This window comes from Saccharothrix sp. NPDC042600 (assembly GCF_040647305.1).
Lineage (GTDB): Bacteria > Actinomycetota > Actinomycetes > Mycobacteriales > Pseudonocardiaceae > Actinosynnema > Actinosynnema mutabilis.
In genome coordinates, this window is record NZ_JBEZBW010000003.1 from 82,293 (window position 1) to 102,218 (window position 19,926).

Annotated in this window: 21 protein-coding genes and 1 tRNA gene; 9 read left to right on the forward strand and 13 right to left on the reverse strand. The window is 72.1% G+C overall.

The genetic code is table 11. The features are described from left to right. Nucleotides 1-126: 126 nt before the first annotated feature. From AB0A74_RS03725 to AB0A74_RS03745, 5 genes are all read right to left on the reverse strand, one after another. A tRNA-Ala gene (locus AB0A74_RS03725) sits at nt 127-199 on the reverse strand. Between the two features lie 72 nt (nt 200-271). Then, nucleotides 272-937 (reverse strand): gephyrin-like molybdotransferase receptor GlpR, encoded by a 666-nt coding sequence (gene glpR, locus AB0A74_RS03730; RefSeq protein WP_358247341.1) that lies wholly within the window; start codon nt 935-937, stop codon nt 272-274. A gap of 152 nt (nt 938-1,089) precedes the next feature. Next, nucleotides 1,090-1,752, reverse strand: a complete 663-nt coding sequence (locus AB0A74_RS03735) for a GNAT family protein (RefSeq protein WP_358247342.1) — start codon at nt 1,750-1,752, stop codon at nt 1,090-1,092. A 14-nt stretch (nt 1,753-1,766) separates the two neighbouring features. After that, nucleotides 1,767-2,990 carry a gephyrin-like molybdotransferase Glp gene (gene glp, locus AB0A74_RS03740; RefSeq protein ID WP_358247343.1) on the reverse strand — a complete coding sequence of 408 codons (1,224 nt, stop codon included), beginning with the start codon at nt 2,988-2,990 and terminating at the stop codon, nt 1,767-1,769. A 14-nt stretch (nt 2,991-3,004) separates the two neighbouring features. After that, nucleotides 3,005-3,886, reverse strand: coding sequence for a UTP--glucose-1-phosphate uridylyltransferase (locus tag AB0A74_RS03745; protein WP_358247344.1), 882 nt, complete (start codon nt 3,884-3,886; stop codon nt 3,005-3,007). Between the two features lie 38 nt (nt 3,887-3,924). On the opposite strand from AB0A74_RS03745, the gene AB0A74_RS03750 reads away from it, so the two are divergent. The 6 genes from AB0A74_RS03750 (at nt 3,925) to mscL (ending at nt 7,747) form a co-directional block, all read left to right on the forward strand. Then, the gene (locus tag AB0A74_RS03750; RefSeq protein ID WP_358247345.1) at nt 3,925-4,488 is read left to right on the forward strand and encodes a 5-formyltetrahydrofolate cyclo-ligase; all 564 of its coding nucleotides are present in this window, start codon (nt 3,925-3,927) and stop codon (nt 4,486-4,488) included. Nucleotides 4,489-4,590: 102 nt separating this feature from the next. Further along, nucleotides 4,591-4,869: an FmdB family zinc ribbon protein gene (locus AB0A74_RS03755; protein WP_358247346.1), complete on the forward strand. Its 279-nt coding sequence runs from the start codon at nt 4,591-4,593 to the stop codon at nt 4,867-4,869. Nucleotides 4,870-5,032: 163 nt separating this feature from the next. Continuing rightward, nucleotides 5,033-5,536: an SAF domain-containing protein gene (locus AB0A74_RS03760; RefSeq protein ID WP_358247347.1), complete on the forward strand. Its 504-nt coding sequence runs from the start codon at nt 5,033-5,035 to the stop codon at nt 5,534-5,536. A gap of 108 nt (nt 5,537-5,644) precedes the next feature. Then, nucleotides 5,645-6,064 carry a VOC family protein gene (locus AB0A74_RS03765; RefSeq protein WP_358247348.1) on the forward strand — a complete coding sequence of 140 codons (420 nt, stop codon included), beginning with the start codon at nt 5,645-5,647 and terminating at the stop codon, nt 6,062-6,064. Between the two features lie 2 nt (nt 6,065-6,066). Continuing rightward, entirely contained in the window at nt 6,067-7,248 is a 1,182-nt protein-coding gene (locus AB0A74_RS03770) for an RNA polymerase subunit sigma-70 (RefSeq protein ID WP_358247349.1), read from the forward strand. Nucleotides 7,249-7,345: 97 nt separating this feature from the next. After that, complete coding sequence (gene mscL / locus AB0A74_RS03775; protein ID WP_358247350.1) at nt 7,346-7,747, forward strand: large-conductance mechanosensitive channel protein MscL; 402 nt, start codon at nt 7,346-7,348, stop codon at nt 7,745-7,747. A gap of 270 nt (nt 7,748-8,017) precedes the next feature. Here the strand turns inward: mscL and AB0A74_RS03780 are convergent, their stop codons facing one another. From AB0A74_RS03780 to AB0A74_RS03815, 8 genes are all read right to left on the reverse strand, one after another. Then, the gene (locus AB0A74_RS03780) at nt 8,018-8,230 is read right to left on the reverse strand and encodes a hypothetical protein (protein ID WP_358247527.1); all 213 of its coding nucleotides are present in this window, start codon (nt 8,228-8,230) and stop codon (nt 8,018-8,020) included. Further along, complete coding sequence (locus AB0A74_RS03785; RefSeq protein ID WP_121223263.1) at nt 8,227-8,727, reverse strand: molybdenum cofactor biosynthesis protein B; 501 nt, start codon at nt 8,725-8,727, stop codon at nt 8,227-8,229. The genes AB0A74_RS03780 and AB0A74_RS03785 overlap by 4 nt, the downstream gene beginning before the upstream one ends. A 49-nt stretch (nt 8,728-8,776) precedes the next feature. Then, nucleotides 8,777-9,778, reverse strand: a complete 1,002-nt coding sequence (locus AB0A74_RS03790) for a HAMP domain-containing sensor histidine kinase (RefSeq protein ID WP_358247351.1) — start codon at nt 9,776-9,778, stop codon at nt 8,777-8,779. Next, nucleotides 9,779-10,471, reverse strand: coding sequence for a response regulator transcription factor (locus AB0A74_RS03795; protein ID WP_358247352.1), 693 nt, complete (start codon nt 10,469-10,471; stop codon nt 9,779-9,781). Between the two features lie 479 nt (nt 10,472-10,950). Continuing rightward, the gene (locus AB0A74_RS03800) at nt 10,951-12,168 is read right to left on the reverse strand and encodes a trypsin-like peptidase domain-containing protein (protein ID WP_358247520.1); all 1,218 of its coding nucleotides are present in this window, start codon (nt 12,166-12,168) and stop codon (nt 10,951-10,953) included. A 499-nt stretch (nt 12,169-12,667) separates the two neighbouring features. Beyond that, complete coding sequence (gene galT / locus AB0A74_RS03805; RefSeq protein WP_358247353.1) at nt 12,668-13,747, reverse strand: galactose-1-phosphate uridylyltransferase; 1,080 nt, start codon at nt 13,745-13,747, stop codon at nt 12,668-12,670. After that, nucleotides 13,744-14,544: a DeoR/GlpR family DNA-binding transcription regulator gene (locus AB0A74_RS03810; protein WP_343932673.1), complete on the reverse strand. Its 801-nt coding sequence runs from the start codon at nt 14,542-14,544 to the stop codon at nt 13,744-13,746. The genes galT and AB0A74_RS03810 overlap by 4 nt, the downstream gene beginning before the upstream one ends. A 1-nt stretch (nt 14,545) precedes the next feature. Next, a complete protein-coding gene (locus AB0A74_RS03815; protein ID WP_358247354.1) occupies nt 14,546-16,540 on the reverse strand; it encodes a beta-galactosidase in 1,995 nt (664 codons plus the stop codon). 251 nt (nt 16,541-16,791) lie between these two features. On the opposite strand from AB0A74_RS03815, the gene AB0A74_RS03820 reads away from it, so the two are divergent. The 3 genes from AB0A74_RS03820 to AB0A74_RS03830 are packed head-to-tail and all read left to right on the forward strand — an operon-like array spanning nt 16,792 to nt 19,924. Continuing rightward, nucleotides 16,792-18,087, forward strand: a complete 1,296-nt coding sequence (locus tag AB0A74_RS03820) for an ABC transporter substrate-binding protein (protein WP_358247355.1) — start codon at nt 16,792-16,794, stop codon at nt 18,085-18,087. A gap of 5 nt (nt 18,088-18,092) precedes the next feature. After that, complete coding sequence (locus AB0A74_RS03825) at nt 18,093-19,070, forward strand: sugar ABC transporter permease (RefSeq protein ID WP_358247356.1); 978 nt, start codon at nt 18,093-18,095, stop codon at nt 19,068-19,070. Next, nucleotides 19,067-19,924: a carbohydrate ABC transporter permease gene (locus tag AB0A74_RS03830; RefSeq protein WP_358247357.1), complete on the forward strand. Its 858-nt coding sequence runs from the start codon at nt 19,067-19,069 to the stop codon at nt 19,922-19,924. Before AB0A74_RS03825 ends, AB0A74_RS03830 begins: the two co-directional genes overlap by 4 nt. Nucleotides 19,925-19,926: the final 2 nt, after the last annotated feature.

Here is a 19,926-nt window from a genome sequence, read left to right on the forward strand (position 1 = left end):
TCTCCGGGGAATTGCGGACTCGGGAGTCGTCAAGCGTGGTGTGCCCGGGAATCGGCGCGGCCCGTGGCCCGACCTCGGGCGAAACGAAGGGCGGCACCGGTCACCCGGTACCGCCCTCGGTGTTTGTGGAGCTGAGGGGAATCGAACCCCTGACCTACTCGATGCGAACGAGTCGCGCTACCAACTGCGCTACAGCCCCGTGTTCAGTTGTCGTTCCCGGTGGTGCGGCGAAAGCATATCAGGCGTCGGGGGGTGGTTTCGCCACCCCCCTCTACTCGCCCACCGCCCGCCGGTACGGCAGCGTCTCCGGGCCGTCCAGCTCGACGAACACCGGGTCCTCGTCGTCGGCGTCCACCACGACCGTGCCTGGGCGGACGTGGTGCTCGAAGCGCGGCTGCGGGGCCAGGCCGTGCTCCTCCTCCACCTGCTCCTCGCGCTCCTCCACGACCGCCGGGCGCGGGGCCGGGCGGCGGCGGGACTGGGCCAGGCGGGCCAGTCGGCGGGCGCGGATGTCCTCTTCGATGCGCACCTGGCGGCGCAGGTACACCAGGTAGCCGACCAGGGTCAGGTCGACCGCCGCGTGGCCCCACCACACCAGCGGGTACAGCACGCCCGCGACCACGCCGGTGACCAGGGCGAGCAGCAGCAGCGTGCCGACCACCCGGCGCCGGAACGCGTACTTCGCCTGCGCCACGATCGCCGCGGTCTCCGGGTCGAAGCCGCCGCGGCCGGGCCGGTAGGGCCGGTGGGCGACCTCCTCGAACTCGTCGGCCTCCGCGTCGGCGTAGTCGTCGTACTCGTCGTACTCGGCGTCGGGCATGGCGTCGTACTCCTCCTCCATGCTGGTCCGCGCGTCGGCGCGCTTGCGCGCCACCATCGGGACGAGGACGACCAGCCAGGCCACCACCAGTCCCACGATGATCAGCGAACTCGGCACCCCCGTCACCTCCCCCTACCCGCGCGGACTTCGTACGCCACGTTAGTCACAACAGTCACACCTGTGCCGGAGGCTCGCCGACCGGCGTACGTACCAAAGTGTGGTCTATCACCCACTTTCGGGTGATCCGAATAAGCCGCTCGGCGCGCTGATCAGGCGGTTCGGGCGAACCCGGCTGCGACCAATCGGCGTACCAGGCCTTCCGGCGAGGCTTCCTCCGCGGTCATCGCGAAGCACAGGTGGTCGCGCCAGTCACCGGCCACGTCGAGGTAGCGCAGGAACAGCCCCTCCTCGCGGAAACCGGCCTTCGCGAGCACGCGCAGGCTGGCCTTGTTCTCCGGCCGCACGGTCGCCTCCAGCCGGTGCAGCCCGGCCGCGCCGAAGCAGTGGTCCACCACCAGCGCCAGCGCCGCCGTCGCCACGCCGCCGCGGGCCCGGTCGGCGGCGACCCAGTACCCGACCCACGCCGACCGCAGCGACCCGCGCACGATGTTGCCCACGGTGATCTGCCCGGCCAGGTCGCCGTCCACGGTGATCACGAACGGCAGCGCCTGGCCGCGCCGGGCCAGGGCCTTGAGCGACGACCACTGCGCGGGCCAGGACATGGCGGCGTTGCGCTCGGGCCAGCCGTCGACCGCGGTGGGCTCCCACTCCTCCAGGTGGGCCTGGTCGCGCATCCGGATCCGCGACCACGCGGACGCGTCGAGCAGCTTGGGCGGGCGCAGCGCGACGACACCGGCCTCGACCCGCAGCGGACCGAGCCGCACGGGCCAGCCGGGATGCCTGCCGCCTTCCCACGCCAGACCCGCGCCCATCCCCCTCCGTCCGCTCAACCCTTTTGGGCCAGGAAGCTGACCTTCACTTCCTCGCCCGCCGCCACGTCCGTCACGTCCTCGTCGACCATGATCAAGCAGTTCGCCTCGGCCAGCGAAGCCAGCAGGTGCGCACCGGAGGTACCCAACGGCTGCACGAGGTACTCGCCGTTGTCCGCGTCCCGCAGCAACTGGCCGCGCAGGAAGCCGTGCCGCCCCTTCGTGGAGGTCAGCGGCGACAGCAGCCGCGCGCCGACCGCCCGCCGGTACGGGTTGCGCTTGCCCAGCGCGGCCCGGATCAGCGGGCGGACCAGCACCTCGAAAACGACCAGGGCGCTCATCGGGTTCGCGGGCAGCAGGAACGTGGGCACCGCGTCCGGCCCGAGCCGGCCGAAGCCCTGCACCGAACCGGGGTGCATGGCCACGCGCGTGCAGTCCACGTCCCCGAGGTCGGCCAGCGCGGCGCGGACCTCGTCGCCCACGACCCCGCCGACCCCGCCCGCGATGACCACGATCTCGGACAGCAGCAGCCGCCCTTCGACCACTTCGCGCAGCTTGCGCGGGTCGACCGACATGATGCCGACCCGGCTGACCTCGGCGCCCGCGTCCCGCGCGGCGGCGGCCAGCGCGTAGGAGTTGACGTCGTAGACCTGGCCCTGGCCGGGGGTGCGGTCCACGTCGACGAGCTCCTCGCCGACGGAGATCACCGACACCCGCGGCCGGGGGTGGACCAGGACCTTGTTGCGCCCGACGGCGGCCAGCAGGCCGACCTGGGCGGCCCCGATGGACGCGCCGCGGCGCACGGCGACGTCACCGGTCTGCACGTCCTCGCCGGTGCGCCGCACGAACGCCGCGGACGGCACCGGCCGGTGGACGGTCACCTTCGCCGCGTGCCCGTCGGTGAACCCGAGGGGCACGACGGCGTCGGCCAGCGTCGGCAGCGGCGCGCCGGTCGCGACCCGGACCGCCTGGCCCGGCTGCAGCCGTCTGGGCTGGCGGGAGCCGGCGGCGATCTCGCCGACCACCGGCAACACCACCGGTTCGGTGCCGGCGGCCTGCACGTCCACGCTGCGCACCGCGTAGCCGTCCACCGCCGCCTGGTCGAACCCGGGCAACGCGCGCTCCGCGACGACCTCCTCCGCGCAGAGCAGGCCCTGCGACTCGGAGATCGCCACGCGCACCGGGGCGGGCCGCACGGCGGCGGCGATCACCCGGGCGAGCTGCTCTTCCACTGACCTCATGTGCCGACCCTCGTTCAGGAGTTGCCGAGGCGTTCCCGCAACCACTCCCCCAGCTCGGGCCCGTAGTCCGGGTGCTCAAGTGCGAAGTCAACCGCAGCTTTGAGGAAACCGGCCGGATTGCCCAGGTCGTGTCGCCCACCCCGGTGGACCACGACGTGCACCGGGTGACCCTCGTTGATCAGCAGGGCGATGGCGTCGGTGAGCTGCAGCTCGCCGCCCGCGCCGGGGGTGATGCGCTTGAGGGCGTCGAAGACCGCGCGGTCGAGCAGGTACCGGCCGGCCGCCGCGAACGTGGACGGGGCGTCCTCCGGCTTGGGCTTCTCGACCATGCCGACGACCCGCTTGACGTCGTCGTCGCCGGTGTCGCGGACGTCGAACACGCCGTACGCGGAGATCTGGTCCTTGGGGATGTCGAACGCGCACAGCACGCTGCCGCCGAACCGCTCGCGCGCCTCGGCCATGCGGCTGAGCACGCCCGTGGGCAGCACGAGGTCGTCGGGCAGGAGGACGGCGACGGCCTCGTCCTCGCCGGTCAGGTTGCCCTCGGCGCAGCCGACGGCGTGGCCGAGGCCCAGGGCCTTGTCCTGGATCGCGGTCTCGACCTTGATCAGGTTCGACACCCGCCGGACCTTCTCGACCAGGTCGGTCTTGCCGCGTTCTTCGAGCGTCTGCTCCAGCTCGGGCTGCGGCCGGAAGTACTCGGCCACCGCGTCCTTGCCGGGTGAGGTCACGATCACGAGCTTGGTCGCCCCCGCTTGCGCCGCCTCGGTGGCGACCAGTTCGATCCCGGGGGTGTCGACGACCGGCAGCAACTCCTTGGGCACCGCCTTGGTGGTGGGGAGGAAGCGCGTGCCCAGTCCCGCCGCGGGCACGATTGCTGTCTGGAAGGCGCTCATGGACAGCGAGCGTAACGGCGTGGTCAGGGGTGTTCACGATGACGTCCGATGAACGTAACCGGAAGACGACGGAGCGCACACGGCTGCTGGCGGCGCGGCGGGTGGCCGGGGCCGCGCCGTTGACGTCGGTCGTCTTGTCCGCTGTGGAGGCTTTTGGCGTGTTGCCCGGTCAGACGGTGTGCGCGTACCTGGCGGTGGGGGGCGAGCCGGGGTCCGTCGAGATGCTCGACGTGCTGCGGGACGCGGGGTACCGGGTGCTGCTGCCGGTCGTGGTGGGGGCGGCGCCGTTGGACTGGGCGGAGTACGACGGGGCGTTGCGGCCCGGCCCGTACGGGCTGCGGGAGCCCGCCGGGGCGGTGTTGGGGCCTTCGGCGCTCGGGTCGGCGGCGTTGGTGCTGGTCCCGGCGTTGGCGGTGGACCACCGCGGGGTCCGGCTGGGGCGCGGCGGCGGGCACTACGACCGGTCGTTGCCGCTGGCCCGGGGGCCGAAGGTGGCGGTCGTGCGGGAGTCGGAGTTCGTGCCCTCGCTGCCCGCCGAGCCGCACGACGTGCTGATGGACGCGGTGCTGACGCCGGCGGGCTTGGTCAAGCTGCCCCTGTGACGTTGACCTGTGATGTTTGCGCGGGATATGCCGGCCGGCGCATCATCGTTGTTGGCACTCTGGCGGTCTGAGTGCCAACCAGGACCCGTGGAGGGGCGACCAGTGCCGACCTACCAGTACGCATGCACCGAGTGCGACCACCGGTTCGAAGCGGTGCAGTCCTTCTCCGACTCGGCGCTGACCGAGTGCCCGGAGTGCAAGGGCAAGCTGCGCAAGCTCTACGGCGCCGTGGGCGTCGTGTTCAAGGGCAGCGGCTTCTACCGGACCGACAACCGGACGTCTTCCCCGTCCTCTTCCTCCTCTTCCGACTCGTCGTCGAAGAGCGAGTCGAAGCCGGCGGCCTCGTCGTCCTCCTCGGCACCGGCCGCCGCAGCTTCGTAAGCCCGCTCGTTCCTCCGCCGCGGCGTCGTAAGTCCGCTCGTTCCCTCGCCGCGGCCCGGTTCGGCGGTCCGCGGTATCCCCAAGTTGTCCACAGCCCCCGAGTTGTCCACAGCTCGGGGGTTCGTGCTTTTCCGCCCCCTGAACCTTCCCTACCGTCGAACCCATGAACCTGACGCGGAAGATCTTGGCGGCCCTGTTCCTGCTGGTGGCGGTCGGTGTGGCGGGGTGGCCCACCCCGGCCGGGGTGGAGGTCGCGGTGGCGGCCCGCGACCTGGCGGCGGGGGTGCCGTTGACCCCCGGTGATGTGGTTGTCCACCGAATACCCCCAGAGTTGTCCCCAGGGGGAGCGGTGTCGGTGGAGCGCGCCGTCGGGCGGGCGCTGGTGTCGCCGGCGCGGGCCGGCGAGCCGCTGACCGACCTGCGGCTGTCGGCGGCGAACCCGGACACGGCGTCGGTGGCCGTGCGGCTGGGCGACCCGGCGGTGGCCGGCCTGCTGACAACCGGGGCGCGGGTCGACGTGGTGGCCCAGGACCGGGTGCTGGCGGAGTCGGCGTCGGTGGTGGCGGTGCGCGACGGCGAGGTGGCCGTGCTGAACCTCGACCGGGCGGCGGCGACCCGGGTGGCGTCCGAGTCGCTGGCCCAACCGGTGGCCCTCACCCTGCGCTGACCTGCGCCGACACCCTGCCCGAAAAGTTCATCGCCGGACCGATGAGTGTTCGGGCGTGCCGACGTTCCACAGCATGTAGAACACACGCACCGACTGGAGGAGCGCACCGTGGACTGGAAGCTGGAAGTCGTCATCGTCCCCGTGACCGACGTGGACCGGGCGAAGGAGTTCTACGCCGGGAAGCTGGGCTTCACCGTCGACACCGACCACAGCGCGGGCGACGCGTTCCGGGTCGTCCAGGTGACACCGCCGGGGTCGGGCTGCTCGATCGTGTTCGGCAAGGGCCTGGGCGGCGGCATGGAGCCGGGCTCGCTGAAGGGCAACCACCTGGTGGTCACCGACATCGAGGCCGCCGCGACACAGTTGGACGCGGCCGGGGTCAAGCACTCGGGCGTCCAGCACTTCGAGAACGGGGCGATGACACCGGGCCCGGACCCGCAGTCGGCGGACTACAACAGCTTCATCTTCTTCGAGGACCCGGACGGCAACTCGTGGGCCGTCCAACAGGTCGCCAAGCCCGTCCGCTGACCATGCCCACCCACCCCAGCCCCACCCCGGACCCGACACCCACCCCGGCCGCCGCCGATCCCACCCCGGCCGCCGGCCTCGCCCCCGACCCACCCCAGGCGACCGGTCCCACCCCGGCCACCGGCCCACACCCGACACCCACCCCGGCCGCCGCCGGTCCCACCCCGGCTGCCGGCCCACACCCGGCACCGGCACCCGACCCCAACCCGGCCGGCCGCTCCTCCCCAGCGGCCGACCCCACCGCCGACCCCGACCCCGACCTCGACCTCGACGAGGCGTTTCGGCGACACCGCCGGGAGCTGCACGTCCACTGCTACCGCATGCTCGCCTCCTACGACGAGGCCGAGGACGCGGTGCAGGAGACGCTGCTGCGGGCGTGGAAGGGCCGGGACACGTTCGACGGCGGCAACGTGCGGGCGTGGCTGTACCGGATCGCGACGACGACGTGCCTCGACGCGATCCGGTCCAAGGCGCGCCGACCGGTGACGGCCCAACAGGAGGTGAGCTGGCTGACCCCGTACCCGGACACCCTGCTCGCCCCCGCGCACGACGAGCCGGACGTGGTGGCGGTGGCGAGGGAGACGGTCGAGCTGGCCTTCCTCGCCGCGCTCCAGGTGCTGCCGCCGCGCCAACGGGCCGCGCTGCTGGCCAAGGAGGTGCTCGACATGTCGGCGAAGGAAACCGCCGACCTGCTGGACCTGAGCGTCGCCGCGACCAACAGCGCCCTCCAGCGCGCCCGCGCCACGATGCGGCAGCACCTGCCGTCGCACCGCAACGACTGGTCGGCGCACGAGCCGGGGCCGGCGGAACGGGAGCTGCTCGAACGGTTCATCGACGCGCACGAACGCTGCGACGCCGTCGCCGCGGTGGCGATCGCGGCGGAGGACCTGCGCGTCACCATGCCGCCGCTGCCGCTGTGCTTCGACGGCCTGGCCGCCATCGCGCCCCTGCTCGAACGGGCCCTGGGCCCGGACCGCGAGGGTGACTGGCGACTGCTCCCGACGAGCACGAACCGCATGCCGGCGGCGGCGAGCTACCTGCGCCGCCCGGGCGACACCCTGTTCCGCGCGTTCAAGCTCGACGTCCTGCGCGTCGAGGGCGACCGCATCGCCGAGATCACGACCTTCGGCACGGCCCTGTTCGACCTGCTCGGCCTGCCCCCGACCCTCACCCCCACCGACTGACACCGTCCGACACACGTACCCGCTGCGTCACGGGGAGGAGGGCAACCGGTTACCCTCCGCTAGCCCCCAAGTGTCCCCCCGAATGGAGGAGCCGGTCGTGATCAAAGGCTTCAAAGACTTCCTCATGCGCGGCAACGTGGTCGACCTCGCGGTCGCCGTCGTCATCGGCGCGGCGTTCGGCGCGATCGTCACGGCGTTCACGAACAACCTGATCAACCCGATCGTCGCGCTGTTCGGCGGCAACAACGTCAACGGCCTGGCGGTCCAGCTCGGCAGCAGCGACAAGACGATCATCGACTTCGGCGCGATCATCACCGCGGCGATCAACTTCGTGATCGTGGCGGCGGTCGTCTACTTCATCTTCGTGATGCCGATGAACAAGCTGAAGGAACGCCGCAAGCGCGGCGAGGAGCCGGGCCCGTCGGAGCCGACGGACGTGGAACTCCTGAAGGAGATCCGCGACCTCCTGGCCGCACAGCAACGCCAGAACCAGAACTGACGGGAGCCGCCCCCACCGCGCACCCGAGAGGCACCACCCAGCCGCCGCTCGGCCCCCGAAACCCGCCGAGCGGCACCGCTGCACCACCCCGGCAGCCGCCGAGCGGCACCGCCGCGCCATCCCGGCAGCCGCCAAGCGGCACCGCCGCGCCAACCGGGCCCCGCGGCACCGCCGCGCCAACCCGGCAGCCGGGCCACCACCAGCGGCACCGCCCGCCACACGCGGCAACCCGGCCGAGTGGCGGCGCGGGCAGGCGGCCGGTTCCGCGGCCTACTCGTGGTGCGGTGGGCGGTTCTCCCGGTACCACTGCTCGTCGCGGGCGGCGGGGGTCGGTTCGTCGGGGGACTCCGGCAGCACGTCGCCGAAGACCTCCGCCAGCCGGCGACGACGCGCCGCCTCGGCGGCAGCCGCAGTCGCAGCCGAGGCTGCTTCCGCTCCTGCCTCCGCCGCCGGGGCGGGTGCGTCGTCGGCCGGCTCGGTCACGCCTCGTCCAGACCCGAAAGCTGCTCGATCACGTACGGCACCAGGGCCGACAGGGTCGCCATGCCGTCGCGCACCGCCGACCGCGAACCCGCCAGGTTCACGACCAGGGTGCTGCCCGAGATCCCCACCAGGCCGCGCGAGATGCCCGCGTCCACCGCGCCCGCCGCCAGGCCGGACGCCCGCAGGGCCTCCGCGATGCCCGCGATCGGCCGGTCCAGCACGCCCTGCGTCGCGTCGGGTGTGACGTCGCGCGGCGACACGCCGGTGCCGCCCACGGTGACGACCAGGTCGACGCCACCGATGACGGCCGTGTTCAGCGCGGCGCGGATGCCCACGACCTCGCCCTCCACCGCGACGGTGCCGTCGACGATGAATCCCGCTTCCTCCAGCAGCTCGGTGACCAGCGGCCCCGTGCTGTCCTCGTGCTCACCGTGCGCTACCCGGTCGTCCACGATCACGACCAGGGCACGTCCCAGGCGCTGAGCGCTGCGTTCCATGCGGATCACCGTACCCAGTGACGGGCGAAGCGGTTCCGCGGACACGGCGTCACGCGGTGCGCAACGGCAGGCGGACTTCGAACCGGCAGCCCGCGCCGTGGTTGCGGGCGTCGATGGTGCCCCGGTGCGCCTCGACCAGGCCGCGCGCGATGGCCAGGCCCAACCCGCCGCCCACCGGCTGGCGGCTGGGCGTGCCGCGGAACGCCACCTCGAACACCCGCGGCAGGTCCGCCTCCGGGATGCCGCCGCACGCGTCGTCCACGCGCAGCAACGCCTCCGAACCCTCGACGTCCACCTGGACGGCGACCGTCCCGTCCGGCGGGGTGTGGCGGATCGCGTTGGCCAGCAGGTTGCGCACCACTCGCGCCAGCTCGGGGTCCGAGCCGAGCACGACCGGCCAGGTCACGGCGTCCGCCCGCAGCTCCACGCCCTTGCGCGCCGCGACGGCCCGTTCCGCCGCCACGACGTCGCTCACCACGTCCGCCAAGGGCACTTCGGACAACGTCAACCGCAGCGCGCCCGCGGTGATCCGGGACAGCTCGAACAGGTCGTCCACCATCCCGGACAGCTGCCGCGCCTCGGCGGAGATCCGCCCCGCGTAGTCGGCGACCTCGGCGGGCTGCGTCACGACGCCGTCCGCCAACGCCTCCGCCATCGCCCGGATGCCGGCCAACGGCGTGCGCAGGTCGTGGCTGATCCACGCGACCAACTCGCGCCGCGACGCCTCCGCCGCCCGCTCCCGAGCCCGCGCCTCCCGCTCCCACACGCTGCGCCGCGCGACGGACCGCCCCAGCACCACCGCCGCCGGCACCGTCACCAGCGCCACCAGCACGCACACCAGCACGGTCGTGACCAGCATGGACGTGAACATGAACCCGGAGACCGCGAGGACGCCGCCGATCGTCGCGACCACCGGCACGATCGCCAGCACCGTCAGGGCCGCGGTCAACGACCCGCGCACGAACCGCCGCAACAGCAGCGCCCCCAACACCGCCAGCGGCAACGAGAACAGCACCGCGTAGGGGAGGATGTGCGAGATCTCGACGAGCATTCAGGCGCTCCTGTCCCACCGGTACCCGACGCCCCACACGGTGGCGATGCGCACCGGCCGGGCCGCGTCGGTTTCGACCTTCTCGCGCAGCCGTCGCACGTGGACGGTCACGGTGGACTGGTCGCCGAACTCCCACCCCCACACGCGCGCCAGCAGCTCGGCGCGCGAGAACGCCGTGCCGGGGTGGGTCAGGAAGAACACGAGCAGGTCGAACTCGCGCGTGGTCAACGCCAACTCGACACCGTCCCGCCACGCGGTGTGCGCGCCGACGTCCACCCGCAGGTCCCCGTCGACCAGCACCGACGGCGGCACACTCGCCGCCACCCGCGACCGCCGCAGCACCGAGGTCACCCGCAACGCCAGTTCGCGAGGGCTGAACGGCTTGGTCACGTAGTCGTCCGCGCCGAGCGTGAGCCCGGCGATGCGGTCCTCCTCCTGCCCCAACGCGGTCAACATGACCACCGGAACCGCACTGCGCCCGCGAAGCCGCCGGCACACCTCAAGCCCGTCGATCCCGGGCAACATCAGGTCGAGCACGACGAGATCGGGCTCCCGCTCGGCGATCCGCCGCAACGCCTGCTCGCCGTCGCCGACCAACTCGACCTGGTGCCCGGCCAACTCAAGGTACCGCCGAACGACATCCCGCACGGTCACGTCGTCATCGACAACCAGAACCCGCCCAACCTCACCCACCCCCACAAGGTACGACCCGCCCACCCCGGCAGCCCCGCCACGACGAACACCGTCACCGCCCCGTAAGACACCCGCCGCACGCCGCAGGCCGACCGACCCGCACAGCCGGCCACCCCACCCGCCGCACCCCGCCCGACCGCCGCACCCCGCCCGACCGCCGCACCCCGCCCGACCGCCGCACCCCGCCCGACCGCCGCATCCCGCCCGACCGCCGCGCCCAGCCAGCCCGGCTCGGCCGGCCACCGCACCCAGCCCGGCCTCCGCACGGGGGTCCGCCTGGGCCTGGGGGCCTGCCGTTGTCCCGCGCTCCTTGTTTACGGGACGCGCGAGAGCGCCGAACGGCTCGAATCCTGTATGTCCCCGATCGGGTGATTCCCCGGACACGCTGAAAGACCGCATCCCGGCAGGTGAGGGGAACCTGCCGGTATGCGGCCTTCGTCCGGCTCGGGGCACGTGAGCCGGAGTCTTCGGACCAGGCGTTACCTGGTTTCCACCGGTTGGCTGCCCAGCGTCACCTCGACGGTTCGGCTGCCCACCGTGAGCTGCACCTTCTCGCCCGGGGCGCGGGAGCGGACCGCTGCGACCAGGGCGTCCGACGAGTCGATGGGGCGGTCTCCCAGGCGGGTGATCACGTCGCCCGGCTTCAGGCCCGCCTGCTCGGCCGCGCCGCCCGCCGTGACCTCGCGGACCAGGGCGCCGCCCTCCTGGTTGTCGGTCACCTGCACGCCCAGCACCGTCTGGGTGGCCTTGCCGGTCTCGCTCAGCTCCTTGGCCGTCCGCTTGGCCTGGTCGATCGGGATCGCGAAGCCGATGCCGACCGAACCCGCCTGCGAACCCTGCCGGTTGGGCGAGTAGATCGCGGAGTTCACGCCCACGACCCGGCCCTGCATGTCGACCAGCGGGCCGCCGGAGTTGCCCGGGTTGATGGCCGCGTCCGTCTGGATGGCGTTGAGCACCGTGGCCTGGCTGCCGTCTTCGCCACCGGCCCGCACCGGGCGGTTCAGGGAGCTGACGATGCCCGACGTCACCGTGCCGTTCAGGTCGAACGGCGAACCGACCGCGACCACGTCCTGGCCGATGCGCAGGTCGCCCGAGCTGCCCAGTTCGGCGGTCGGCAGGCCGGACACGCCGTCCGCCTTCAGCACCGCCAGGTCGGACGTCGGGTCCCGGCCGACGATCTTGGCCGCCGCCCGCTTGCCGTCCTGGAACTGGACCCGGATGGCCCCGCCGGCGGCCGCCGACTCGACCACGTGGTTGTTGGTCAACACCAAGCCGTCCGAGCTGACCACGATCCCCGAACCGGCGCCGCCGCTGACCTGCACCTGCACGACCGTCGGCAGCACCTTCTGCGCCACCTGCTCGATCGAACCGGCGGGTGCGCTGCCGGTCTGCTGCGCGGGCGGCGGGGCGTTCAGCGCGTTGGTCACCGGTCCGGAGCTGTCCGCCGCCTGGTAGCCGATGTAGCCGCCGACCCCGCCGGCCACGCCCCCGACGGCGAGGACCAGCGCGGTGACACCGGCGACCACCTTCCCGCGGCCCCGGTTCCGCGGTGGCGGCGCCTGGGTGACGACGGCTCCGGGCGGTGCGTAGTAGGGCCCCGGCTGACCAGGCGTCCCCTGCTGAACGCCTGGCCCGCCGGGTGCTCCCGGCTGGGCACTCCCCCAGCCGGTGGACGGCTGCCCGGCGCTGCCCTGCACAGCGCCCGGCGAGCCGAGCGGGCCCCCGATGACCGGGAACCCGGGAACCGGGGACGCGGCGCGCTCGTAAGAGGCGCTCGGCGTTCCGGCGTCCGATGGCGGGGTGCTCCCGAAAGGGGCACCCGCGGCACCGGTGGGCGGTGGCGGGGTGCTCCCCTGCGAAGCACCCGCGTCACCGGTGTCCGACGGCGTGGCGCTGCCCTGCACAGCGCCCGCACCGCCGTGGTCCGGCGCGGCGGTGCTGCCCTGCACAGCACCGCCCGCACCGGTCTCGCTCGACGGCACGGAGCTGCCCTGCCCAGCTCCGGGGCCGCCGTCCTCCGGCGTCCCGGCACCCTGCTGCCGGTCACCGGCGTCTTCACGACCGGGGCCGCTGGAAGCCCACGGGCTCCGCGGCTGCTGCGGCTCGTTCTCGGTCATGCCCACCACTCTGGGGTGTGCGCCTGAGAGGAGCCTTAAACGGACCTGGGCATCAGTTGTGAGTCCTCAGGGCGGAACTTCACCCGCGCAGGCGCTCGGCGATCTGCTCCGGCGTCGCGTCGTTCACCCAGACGCCCATGCCGGACTCGCTGCCGGCCAGGTACTTCAGCTTGTCGGCGGTGCGCAGCACGGAGAAGACCTCCAGGTGCAGCCACGCCAGGTCGCGGCCGACGCGCGCCGGGGCCTGGTGCCACGCCGCGATGTAGGGCAGGGGCCGCTGGTAGAGGGCGTCCAGCTGGTGCAGCACCGACAGGTAGAGGTGCGCGAAGTCGTCGCGTTCCGCGGCGGTCAACGCCGGCAGGTCGGGGACCCGGCGGTGGGGCACGACGTGCACCTCGACCGGCCAGCGGGCGGCGGCGGGCACGTAGGCCGTCCAGTGTTCGGACGACCCCACGACCCGGGTGCCGGCGGCGCGTTCGGCGGCCAGCACGTCACCCATCAGGTGGGTGCCGTGGGCGGACAGGTGGTCGGCGGCGACGGCCAGCATGCGCTCGGTCCTGGGGGTCACGAACGGGTAGCCGTAGATCTGGCCGTGCGGGTGGTGCAGGGTGACGCCGATCTCCTCGCCGCGGTTCTCGAACGGGAAGACCTGCTCGACCCCCGGAACCGCGTTCAACGCGGTCGTGCGGTCGGCCCACGCGTCCACCACGGTGCGCACCCGCGACACCGGCAGCGAGCCGAACGACGTCGTGTGGTCGGAGGTGAAGCACACCACCTCGCACCGGCCGCGCCCGGCGGCCCGGGCCACCATCGGCATGCCGTCCACAGTGGACGGAAGGGCGGGCACGTCCGGCGCGAAGGACGGGAACCGGTTCTCGAACACGACCACGTCGTAGTCGGCCTCGGGGACCTCGGTCGGCATGTCCGGCGTCGAGGGGCACAACGGGCACAGGTCGGCGGGTGGCTTGTAGGTCCGGGTCTGGCGGTGGGCGGCCATCGCCACCCACTCGCCGGTCAGGGGATCGCGACGCACCTCGGACAGCGGTCGCGTCCGCGGGAGGTCCCGGGTGTCCACCGCCACGCGCGGCGGCGCGTCCGGGCTGTCGTCGAAGTAGATGATCTCCCGACCATCGGCAAGTTTCCCCGCCGTGCGCTTCACGCGAACTCTTCCTCTCCCCGTCCCGGCACGTGCGCCAGGACCAGCTCACCCACCTGCTCGCCGAGCACGCCCCGCGCGGCCTCGGGCAGTCCTTCGTCGGTCACCAGCACGTCCGCCTCGTCCAGCGCGGCGATGGTGGAGATGCCGACCGTGCCCCACTTGGTGTGGTCGGCCACCACCACGACCCGGCCGGCCGCGTCCACCAGGGCGCGGTCGGTCTCGCTCTCGTTGAGGTTCGGGGTGGTGAACCCGGACCGCTCGGCCATGCCGTGCACGCCGAGGAACACCACGTCCAGGTGCAGGGACCGCAGCGCCTGCACGGCGACCGGGCCGACCAGCGCGTCCGACGGGGTCCGCACGCCGCCGGTCAGCACGACGGTCCGGTCGGTGCGCCCGCTCTGCTGGAGCACGTCGGCGACCCGGATGGAGTTGGTGACCACGGTCAGGTCCGGGATGTCGTCCAGGAACCGGGCCAGCGTCCACGTGGTGGTGCCCGCGGACAGGCCGATCGCGGTGCCGGGGCGGACCAGGGTCGCGGCCTCGGCGGCGATCGCCTCCTTCTCCGGCAGCTGCCGCACCGACTTGGCCTCGAACCCGGGCTCGTCGGTGCTGCGCCCGACCACGGAGGTCGCCCCGCCGTAGACCTTCTCCACCAGTCCGCGCGCGGCCAGCACGTCCAGGTCGCGGCGGACCGTCATGTCCGAGACGCCCAGCCGCACCACGAGGTCGCTCACCCGCACCGCGCCGGTCCGCTTGACCTCTTCCAGGATCACCGCTTGTCGTTGCCGCGCCAGCACGTCACACCTCTTCCCTGAGGACAACCACTCCTCCGGCGGGCACGGTGAGCGAGCCGGTCACGCGCGTGCCGGACAGCAGCTCCACCCCCGCCGCGGGCAGCTCGACGTCGCCGCCCCCGTGGTTGATCGCGACCAGCCACGATACGGGCGAACCGGCGCGCGCACCCCGGCGACGCACCACCTCGACGCCCTCCGGACCGCGCGGCACGCCGGCGTCGAACAGCACGGCGTCCACCAGCTTGGCCAGGCCCTCCCCGGACAGCCCGCAGGCCAGGTACCAGGCCGCGCCGTCGCCGCGCTCGGCGCGGGTCACGGCGGGCACGCCGGGCAGGGGCCCGTCCGCGTAGGAGGCGACCGCCTTGGCGCCGTCCAGGTGCAGCAGCTCGGTCCACAGCGCCACCGGGCCGCCGTCGTCCAGGGTCGCCGTCTCGCCCCGGCCCAGCGGGAAGAACTCCTCGGTGCGCACGCCCAGCAGCTCCCGGAACGCGCCCGGGTAGCCGCCCAGGTGGACGTGGCCGCGGGTGTCGGTGATGCCGGACAGGTAGGTGACCAGCAGCCGGCCGCCGTTCTCGACGTACCGCTCGAACGGCTCGGCGGAGTCCAGGGCGTACAGCGCGGGCACCACGACCAGGGGGTACCCCGAGAAGTCGCCGTCAGGCGGCAGGAAGTCCACCGTCACACCGGCCCGCCAGAACGCCCGGTACAGCGCGAGGGCGTTCCCGTGGTAGGAGAAGTCCGAGTTCGGATGCGCCGGCTGCTCCACGGCCCACTGCGACTGCCAGTCGTGGACGAACGCGACCTGCGCGTCCACAGTGGACCCGATCAGCTCGCGGATCTCCTGGTACTCCGAGCCGACCCGGCACACCTCGCGGAACACCTTGGTCTCGGCGCCGGCGTGCGGGACCATCGCCGAGTGGTAGCGTTCCGCGCCGGCGCGGGACTGCCGCCACTGGAAGAACAGCGTGCCGTCCGCGCCGCGGGCCAGGTGGGCGAAGGAGTTGCGGCGCAGCTCACCGGGCTGCTTGGCGATGTTGCGCGGCTGCCAGTTCACCGCGGACGTCGAGTGCTCCATCAGCAGCCATGGCCGCCCGGCCGCGAGCCCGCGGGTCAGGTCCGCGGCGAACGCCAGCTCGACGTGCCGCTCGGCGTCCTCGGCGGCGGTGTAGTGGTCGTTGGAGACGAAGTCGACCTCGCGCGCCCACGCCCAGTAGTCCAGCGCGGAGAACGTCCAGCCGACCATGAAGTTCGTGGTGACGGGCACGCCCGGGGTCACCTCGCGCAGCACGTCCCGCTCGGCTTTGAACAGCTCCAGCAGGGCGTCGGAGGAGAACCGGTCGAAGTCCAGCAGGTGGCCGGGGTTGCCGTAGGTCGGCGTGGCGCGCGGGGGCACGACCTGGTCCCAGTCGGTGTGGTGCTGGCTCCAGAACGCCGTCGCCCACGCCTCGTTGAGCGCGTCCAAAGAACCGTGCCGGGCCTTGAGCCACTCGCGGAACGCGGTCGCGCAGCGGTCGCAGTAGCAGCGGGACACGTGGCAGCCGTACTCGTTGCCGACGTGCCACGCCGCGAGCGCCGGGTGGTCGCGGTAGCGCTCGGCCAGGGCGCGGGCCAGCGCCACGGCCTTGCGCCGGTACACCGGTGAGCTGGGGCAGTACTCCTGGCGCGAGCCGTGGGAGAGCCGGACGCCGTCGGCGCGTTCGGGCAGCATCTCCGGGTGCGCGGTGGTCAGCCACGGCGGCGGGGACGCGGTGGCGGTCGCCAGGTCCACCCGGACGCCGCCGTCGTGCAGCAGGTCCAGCACCCGGTCCAGCCAGGCGAACTCGTAGCGGCCGTCCGCGGGCTCCAGCAGCGCCCACGAGAAGATGCCGACGCTGACCAGGTTCACGCCCGCCTCGCGCATGAGGCGCACGTCCTCGGCCCACACGTGCTCGGGCCACTGCTCGGGGTTGTAGTCCGCGCCCCAGGCGAGCCCCGGCATCCCCACCGGCCAATCGGTCATGCGGCAAGCCTGACCGACGGACCACGACAACGTCAACACAAGCGAACAGAAGCGATCGTTTAGGTCTGTTCGGCGGTAGACGATCACCGGGTTGGCCGTTTCGCCCTGCTCAGCGTGACTATCCGCAGCACAGGCGGGTTAACGGCTCTGTAACGGGGCTTGACAGGCGGTGTGCCGCAGACCACATTGTGCGCAACTTTGTTGAATCGTGTGTTCGGTCGTGTAGGCGTGTGTCACCCGAAGGAGCGAAGATGGCAAGGTTTGAGACCCCCCACCCGCTCATGGGCCGCCGGGCCCTCCTGAAGGCGCTCATCGCGGGCGCGGGCCTCGCCGCCGTCCCGGGCCTGGCCGCGTGCGGCGGCTCGGACGGCGGCGGCGCGACCGACACCGTGTCGTTCGGCAACAACCTCTCCGACCAGGTCCCGAAGGACGCCATCACCGCCGCGCTCCAGGGCTTCGAGAAGGAGTCCGGTCTCAAGGTCGCCATCAACACCAAGCAGCACGAGCAGTACCAGGAGCAGATCAACAACTACCTGCAGGGCCGCCCGGACGACGTGCTCGCGTGGTTCGCCGGCTACCGGATGCGGTTCTTCGCCGGCAAGGGCCTCACCGGCGACCTGTCCGACGTGTGGGGCAAGGTCGGCGGCGGCTACGCCGGCGCGCTGAAGGAGGCCTCCACCGGGTCGGACGGCAAGCAGTACCTGATCCCGTTCACCCAGTACCCGTGGGGCATCTTCTACCGCAAGAGCGTCTGGCAGCAGCGCGGGTACGAGGTGCCCGGGACGCTGGACCAGATGGTCGCGCTGGCCACGAAGATGAAGTCCGAGGGCCTCGTGCCCATCGCGTTCGCGCAGAAGCAGGGCTGGCCCGGCATGGGCACGTTCGACCAGCTCAACTTCCGCATCAACGGCTACCGGTTCCACGTCGATCTCATGGCCGGCAAGGAGGACTGGCAGAGCCCGAAGGTCAAGGAGGTGTTCGACACCTGGAAGCGGCTGCTGCCGTTCCACCAGGAGAACGCCCTGGGCCGCGAGTGGCAGGAGGCCGCGCAGGCGCTCGGGCAGGGCAAGGCCGGCATGTTCCTGCTCGGCTCGTTCGTCGCCCAGCAGTTCAAGGGCCCCGACCTCGACGACCTCGACTTCTTCCCGTTCCCCGAGATCAACCCCGCCCACGGCCGGGACACCGTCGAGGCGCCCATCGACGGGTACATGATGGCCCGCAAGCCCGCCAACGAGGCCGGCGCGAAGAAGCTCCTGGAGTACCTGGCCTCGCCCGCCGCGCAGCTGGCCTACCTCAAGTCCGACCCGACCTCGATCGCCACGTCGGGCAACGCCGACACGGCCGGCTACAACGCGCTGCAGAAGAAGGCCGCGCAGGTCATCGAGGAAGCCAAGCACATCACGCAGTTCCTCGACCGCGACACCGACCCGCGCTTCGCCAGCGACGCGGCCACCAACGGGCTGAACTCGTTCATCCAGAACCCGAACGACATCGACTCGATCCTCAAGGGCATGGCCGACCAGGCGAAGACGATCTTCACGGGGTGAACGGCGTGACCGCGGTGCAGGACCAGGCTCCCGACCACACAGACCCCGGCGGCGCGGCGGCGACCTCTCCCCCGCCGCACCGCCGGACCAGGCGCGCGACCGCGCTGCCGCCCGGGGACAAGCTCGCCCTCGGACTCATGCTCGGCATCCCCTCGCTGGTGCACGTCCTGTTCGTGTGGGTGCCGGCGCTCGGGTCCGTCGCGCTGTCGTTCAGCTCGTGGGACGGCATCGGCGGGTTCGAGGACATCCAGTGGATCGGCTTCCAGAACTACGTCGACATCTTCACCCGGTACCCGCGGTTCTGGCCCGCGTTGCGGCACAACCTGATCTGGTTGGCGTTCCTGCTCGTGCTGCCGACCGTCGCGGGTCTGTTCCTCGCGGTGCTGCTGGACCGGGAACTCCGCTTCGGACGGCTCTACCAGAGCGCGCTGTACCTGCCGATGGTGCTGTCGCTGGCGCTGGTCGGGTTCATCTGGCAGCTCGTCTACCAGCCCGAGCAGGGACTGCTGAACAACCTGCTGGGCACCGCCGACGACAACCCGACCAACTGGCTGGGCGACCCGGACATCAACCTGTACGCGGTGCTGGTGGCCGCGGCCTGGCGGCACACCGGGTACATCATGCTGCTGTACCTGGCCGGGCTGAAGTCGGTGGACCCGGCGTTGAAGGAGGCCGCCGCGCTGGACGGCGCGAACGCGTTCCAGACCTTCACCCGCGTCACGTTCCCGGTGCTCAAGCCGGTGAACATCGTGGTGCTGGTGGTGACGGTGATCGAGGCGCTGCGCGCGTTCGACATCGTCTACGTGGTCAACAAGGGCCGCAACGGGTTGGAGCTGCTGTCCGTGCTGGTGACCGACAACATCATCGGCGAGTCCAGCCGGATCGGGTGGGGGTCCGCGCTCGCGGTGGTCCTGCTGCTGATCTCGCTCGGGTTCATCGTCACCTACCTGTTCCAGGTGTTCCGGAAGGAGGAGCGGGCGTGACGATCCGACCCGGCCGGGTGGCCCTGCACGTCTTCCTCGCGCTGACCTGCCTGGTGACGCTCGCCCCGCTGTTGTGGGCGCTGTACGCGTCGCTGCGCACCTACGACGACACGAACCGCAACGGGTACTTCTCGTGGGCGGAAAGCCTGACGCTGGACAACTTCGGCGACGCCTGGACCCAGGCCGACCTGCCGCACTACTACCTCAACACGCTGCTGATCACCGTGCCCGCGCTGGTGTTCGTGCTGCTGCTCAGCTCGATGGTGGCGTACGGGGTCTCGCGGTTCAGCTTCAGGTTCAACATCGCGCTGCTGATGCTGTTCACGGCGGGCAACCTGTTGCCGCAACAGGTGGTCGTGACCCCGCTGTACCGGCTGTACCTGCTGGTCGAGGTGCCGGAGTGGCTCTCGGACTCCGGGCTGCTGCTGGACTCGCAGGTCGGGCTGGTGCTGATCCACGTGGCGTTCCAGTCCGGGTTCTGCGTGTTCGTGCTGAGCAACTACATGAAGACGATCCCGCACGAGCTGGGCGAGGCGGCCCGCGTGGACGGCGCCGGGGTGTTCCGGCAGTACTGGCAGGTCGTCCTGCCGCTGTGCCGGCCCGCGCTGGCCGCGTTGGCGACGCTGGAGTTCACCTGGATCTACAACGACTTCCTGTGGGCGCTGGTGCTGATCCAGACCGGCGACAAGATGCCCATCACCTCGGCGCTGCAGAACCTCAAGGGCACGTTCTTCACCGACAACAACCTGGTGGCGGCCGGGTCGCTGCTGGTCGCCCTGCCGACGCTGGTGGTGTTCTTCGTGCTGCAACGGCAGTTCATCGGTGGTCTCACGCTCGGATCGACGAAGGGGTAGGC

Bases quoted from the DNA above. Each gene is read 5' to 3' on its own strand.
- AB0A74_RS03745 (WP_358247344.1), bottom strand. From the start codon at position 3,886: ATGAGCGCCTTCCAGACAGCAATCGTGCCCGCGGCGGGACTGGGCACG.
- AB0A74_RS03820 (WP_358247355.1), top strand. From the start codon at position 16,792: ATGGCAAGGTTTGAGACCCCCCACCCGCTCATGGGCCGCCGGGCCCTC.
- AB0A74_RS03815 (WP_358247354.1), bottom strand. From the start codon at position 16,540: ATGACCGATTGGCCGGTGGGGATGCCGGGGCTCGCCTGGGGCGCGGAC.
- AB0A74_RS03790 (WP_358247351.1), bottom strand. From the start codon at position 9,778: ATGCTCGTCGAGATCTCGCACATCCTCCCCTACGCGGTGCTGTTCTCG.
- AB0A74_RS03750 (WP_358247345.1), top strand. From the start codon at position 3,925: ATGACGTCCGATGAACGTAACCGGAAGACGACGGAGCGCACACGGCTG.
- glp (WP_358247343.1), bottom strand. From the start codon at position 2,990: ATGAGGTCAGTGGAAGAGCAGCTCGCCCGGGTGATCGCCGCCGCCGTG.
- AB0A74_RS03735 (WP_358247342.1), bottom strand. From the start codon at position 1,752: ATGGGCGCGGGTCTGGCGTGGGAAGGCGGCAGGCATCCCGGCTGGCCC.
- AB0A74_RS03770 (WP_358247349.1), top strand. From the start codon at position 6,067: ATGCCCACCCACCCCAGCCCCACCCCGGACCCGACACCCACCCCGGCC.
- AB0A74_RS03760 (WP_358247347.1), top strand. From the start codon at position 5,033: ATGAACCTGACGCGGAAGATCTTGGCGGCCCTGTTCCTGCTGGTGGCG.
- AB0A74_RS03785 (WP_121223263.1), bottom strand. From the start codon at position 8,727: ATGGAACGCAGCGCTCAGCGCCTGGGACGTGCCCTGGTCGTGATCGTG.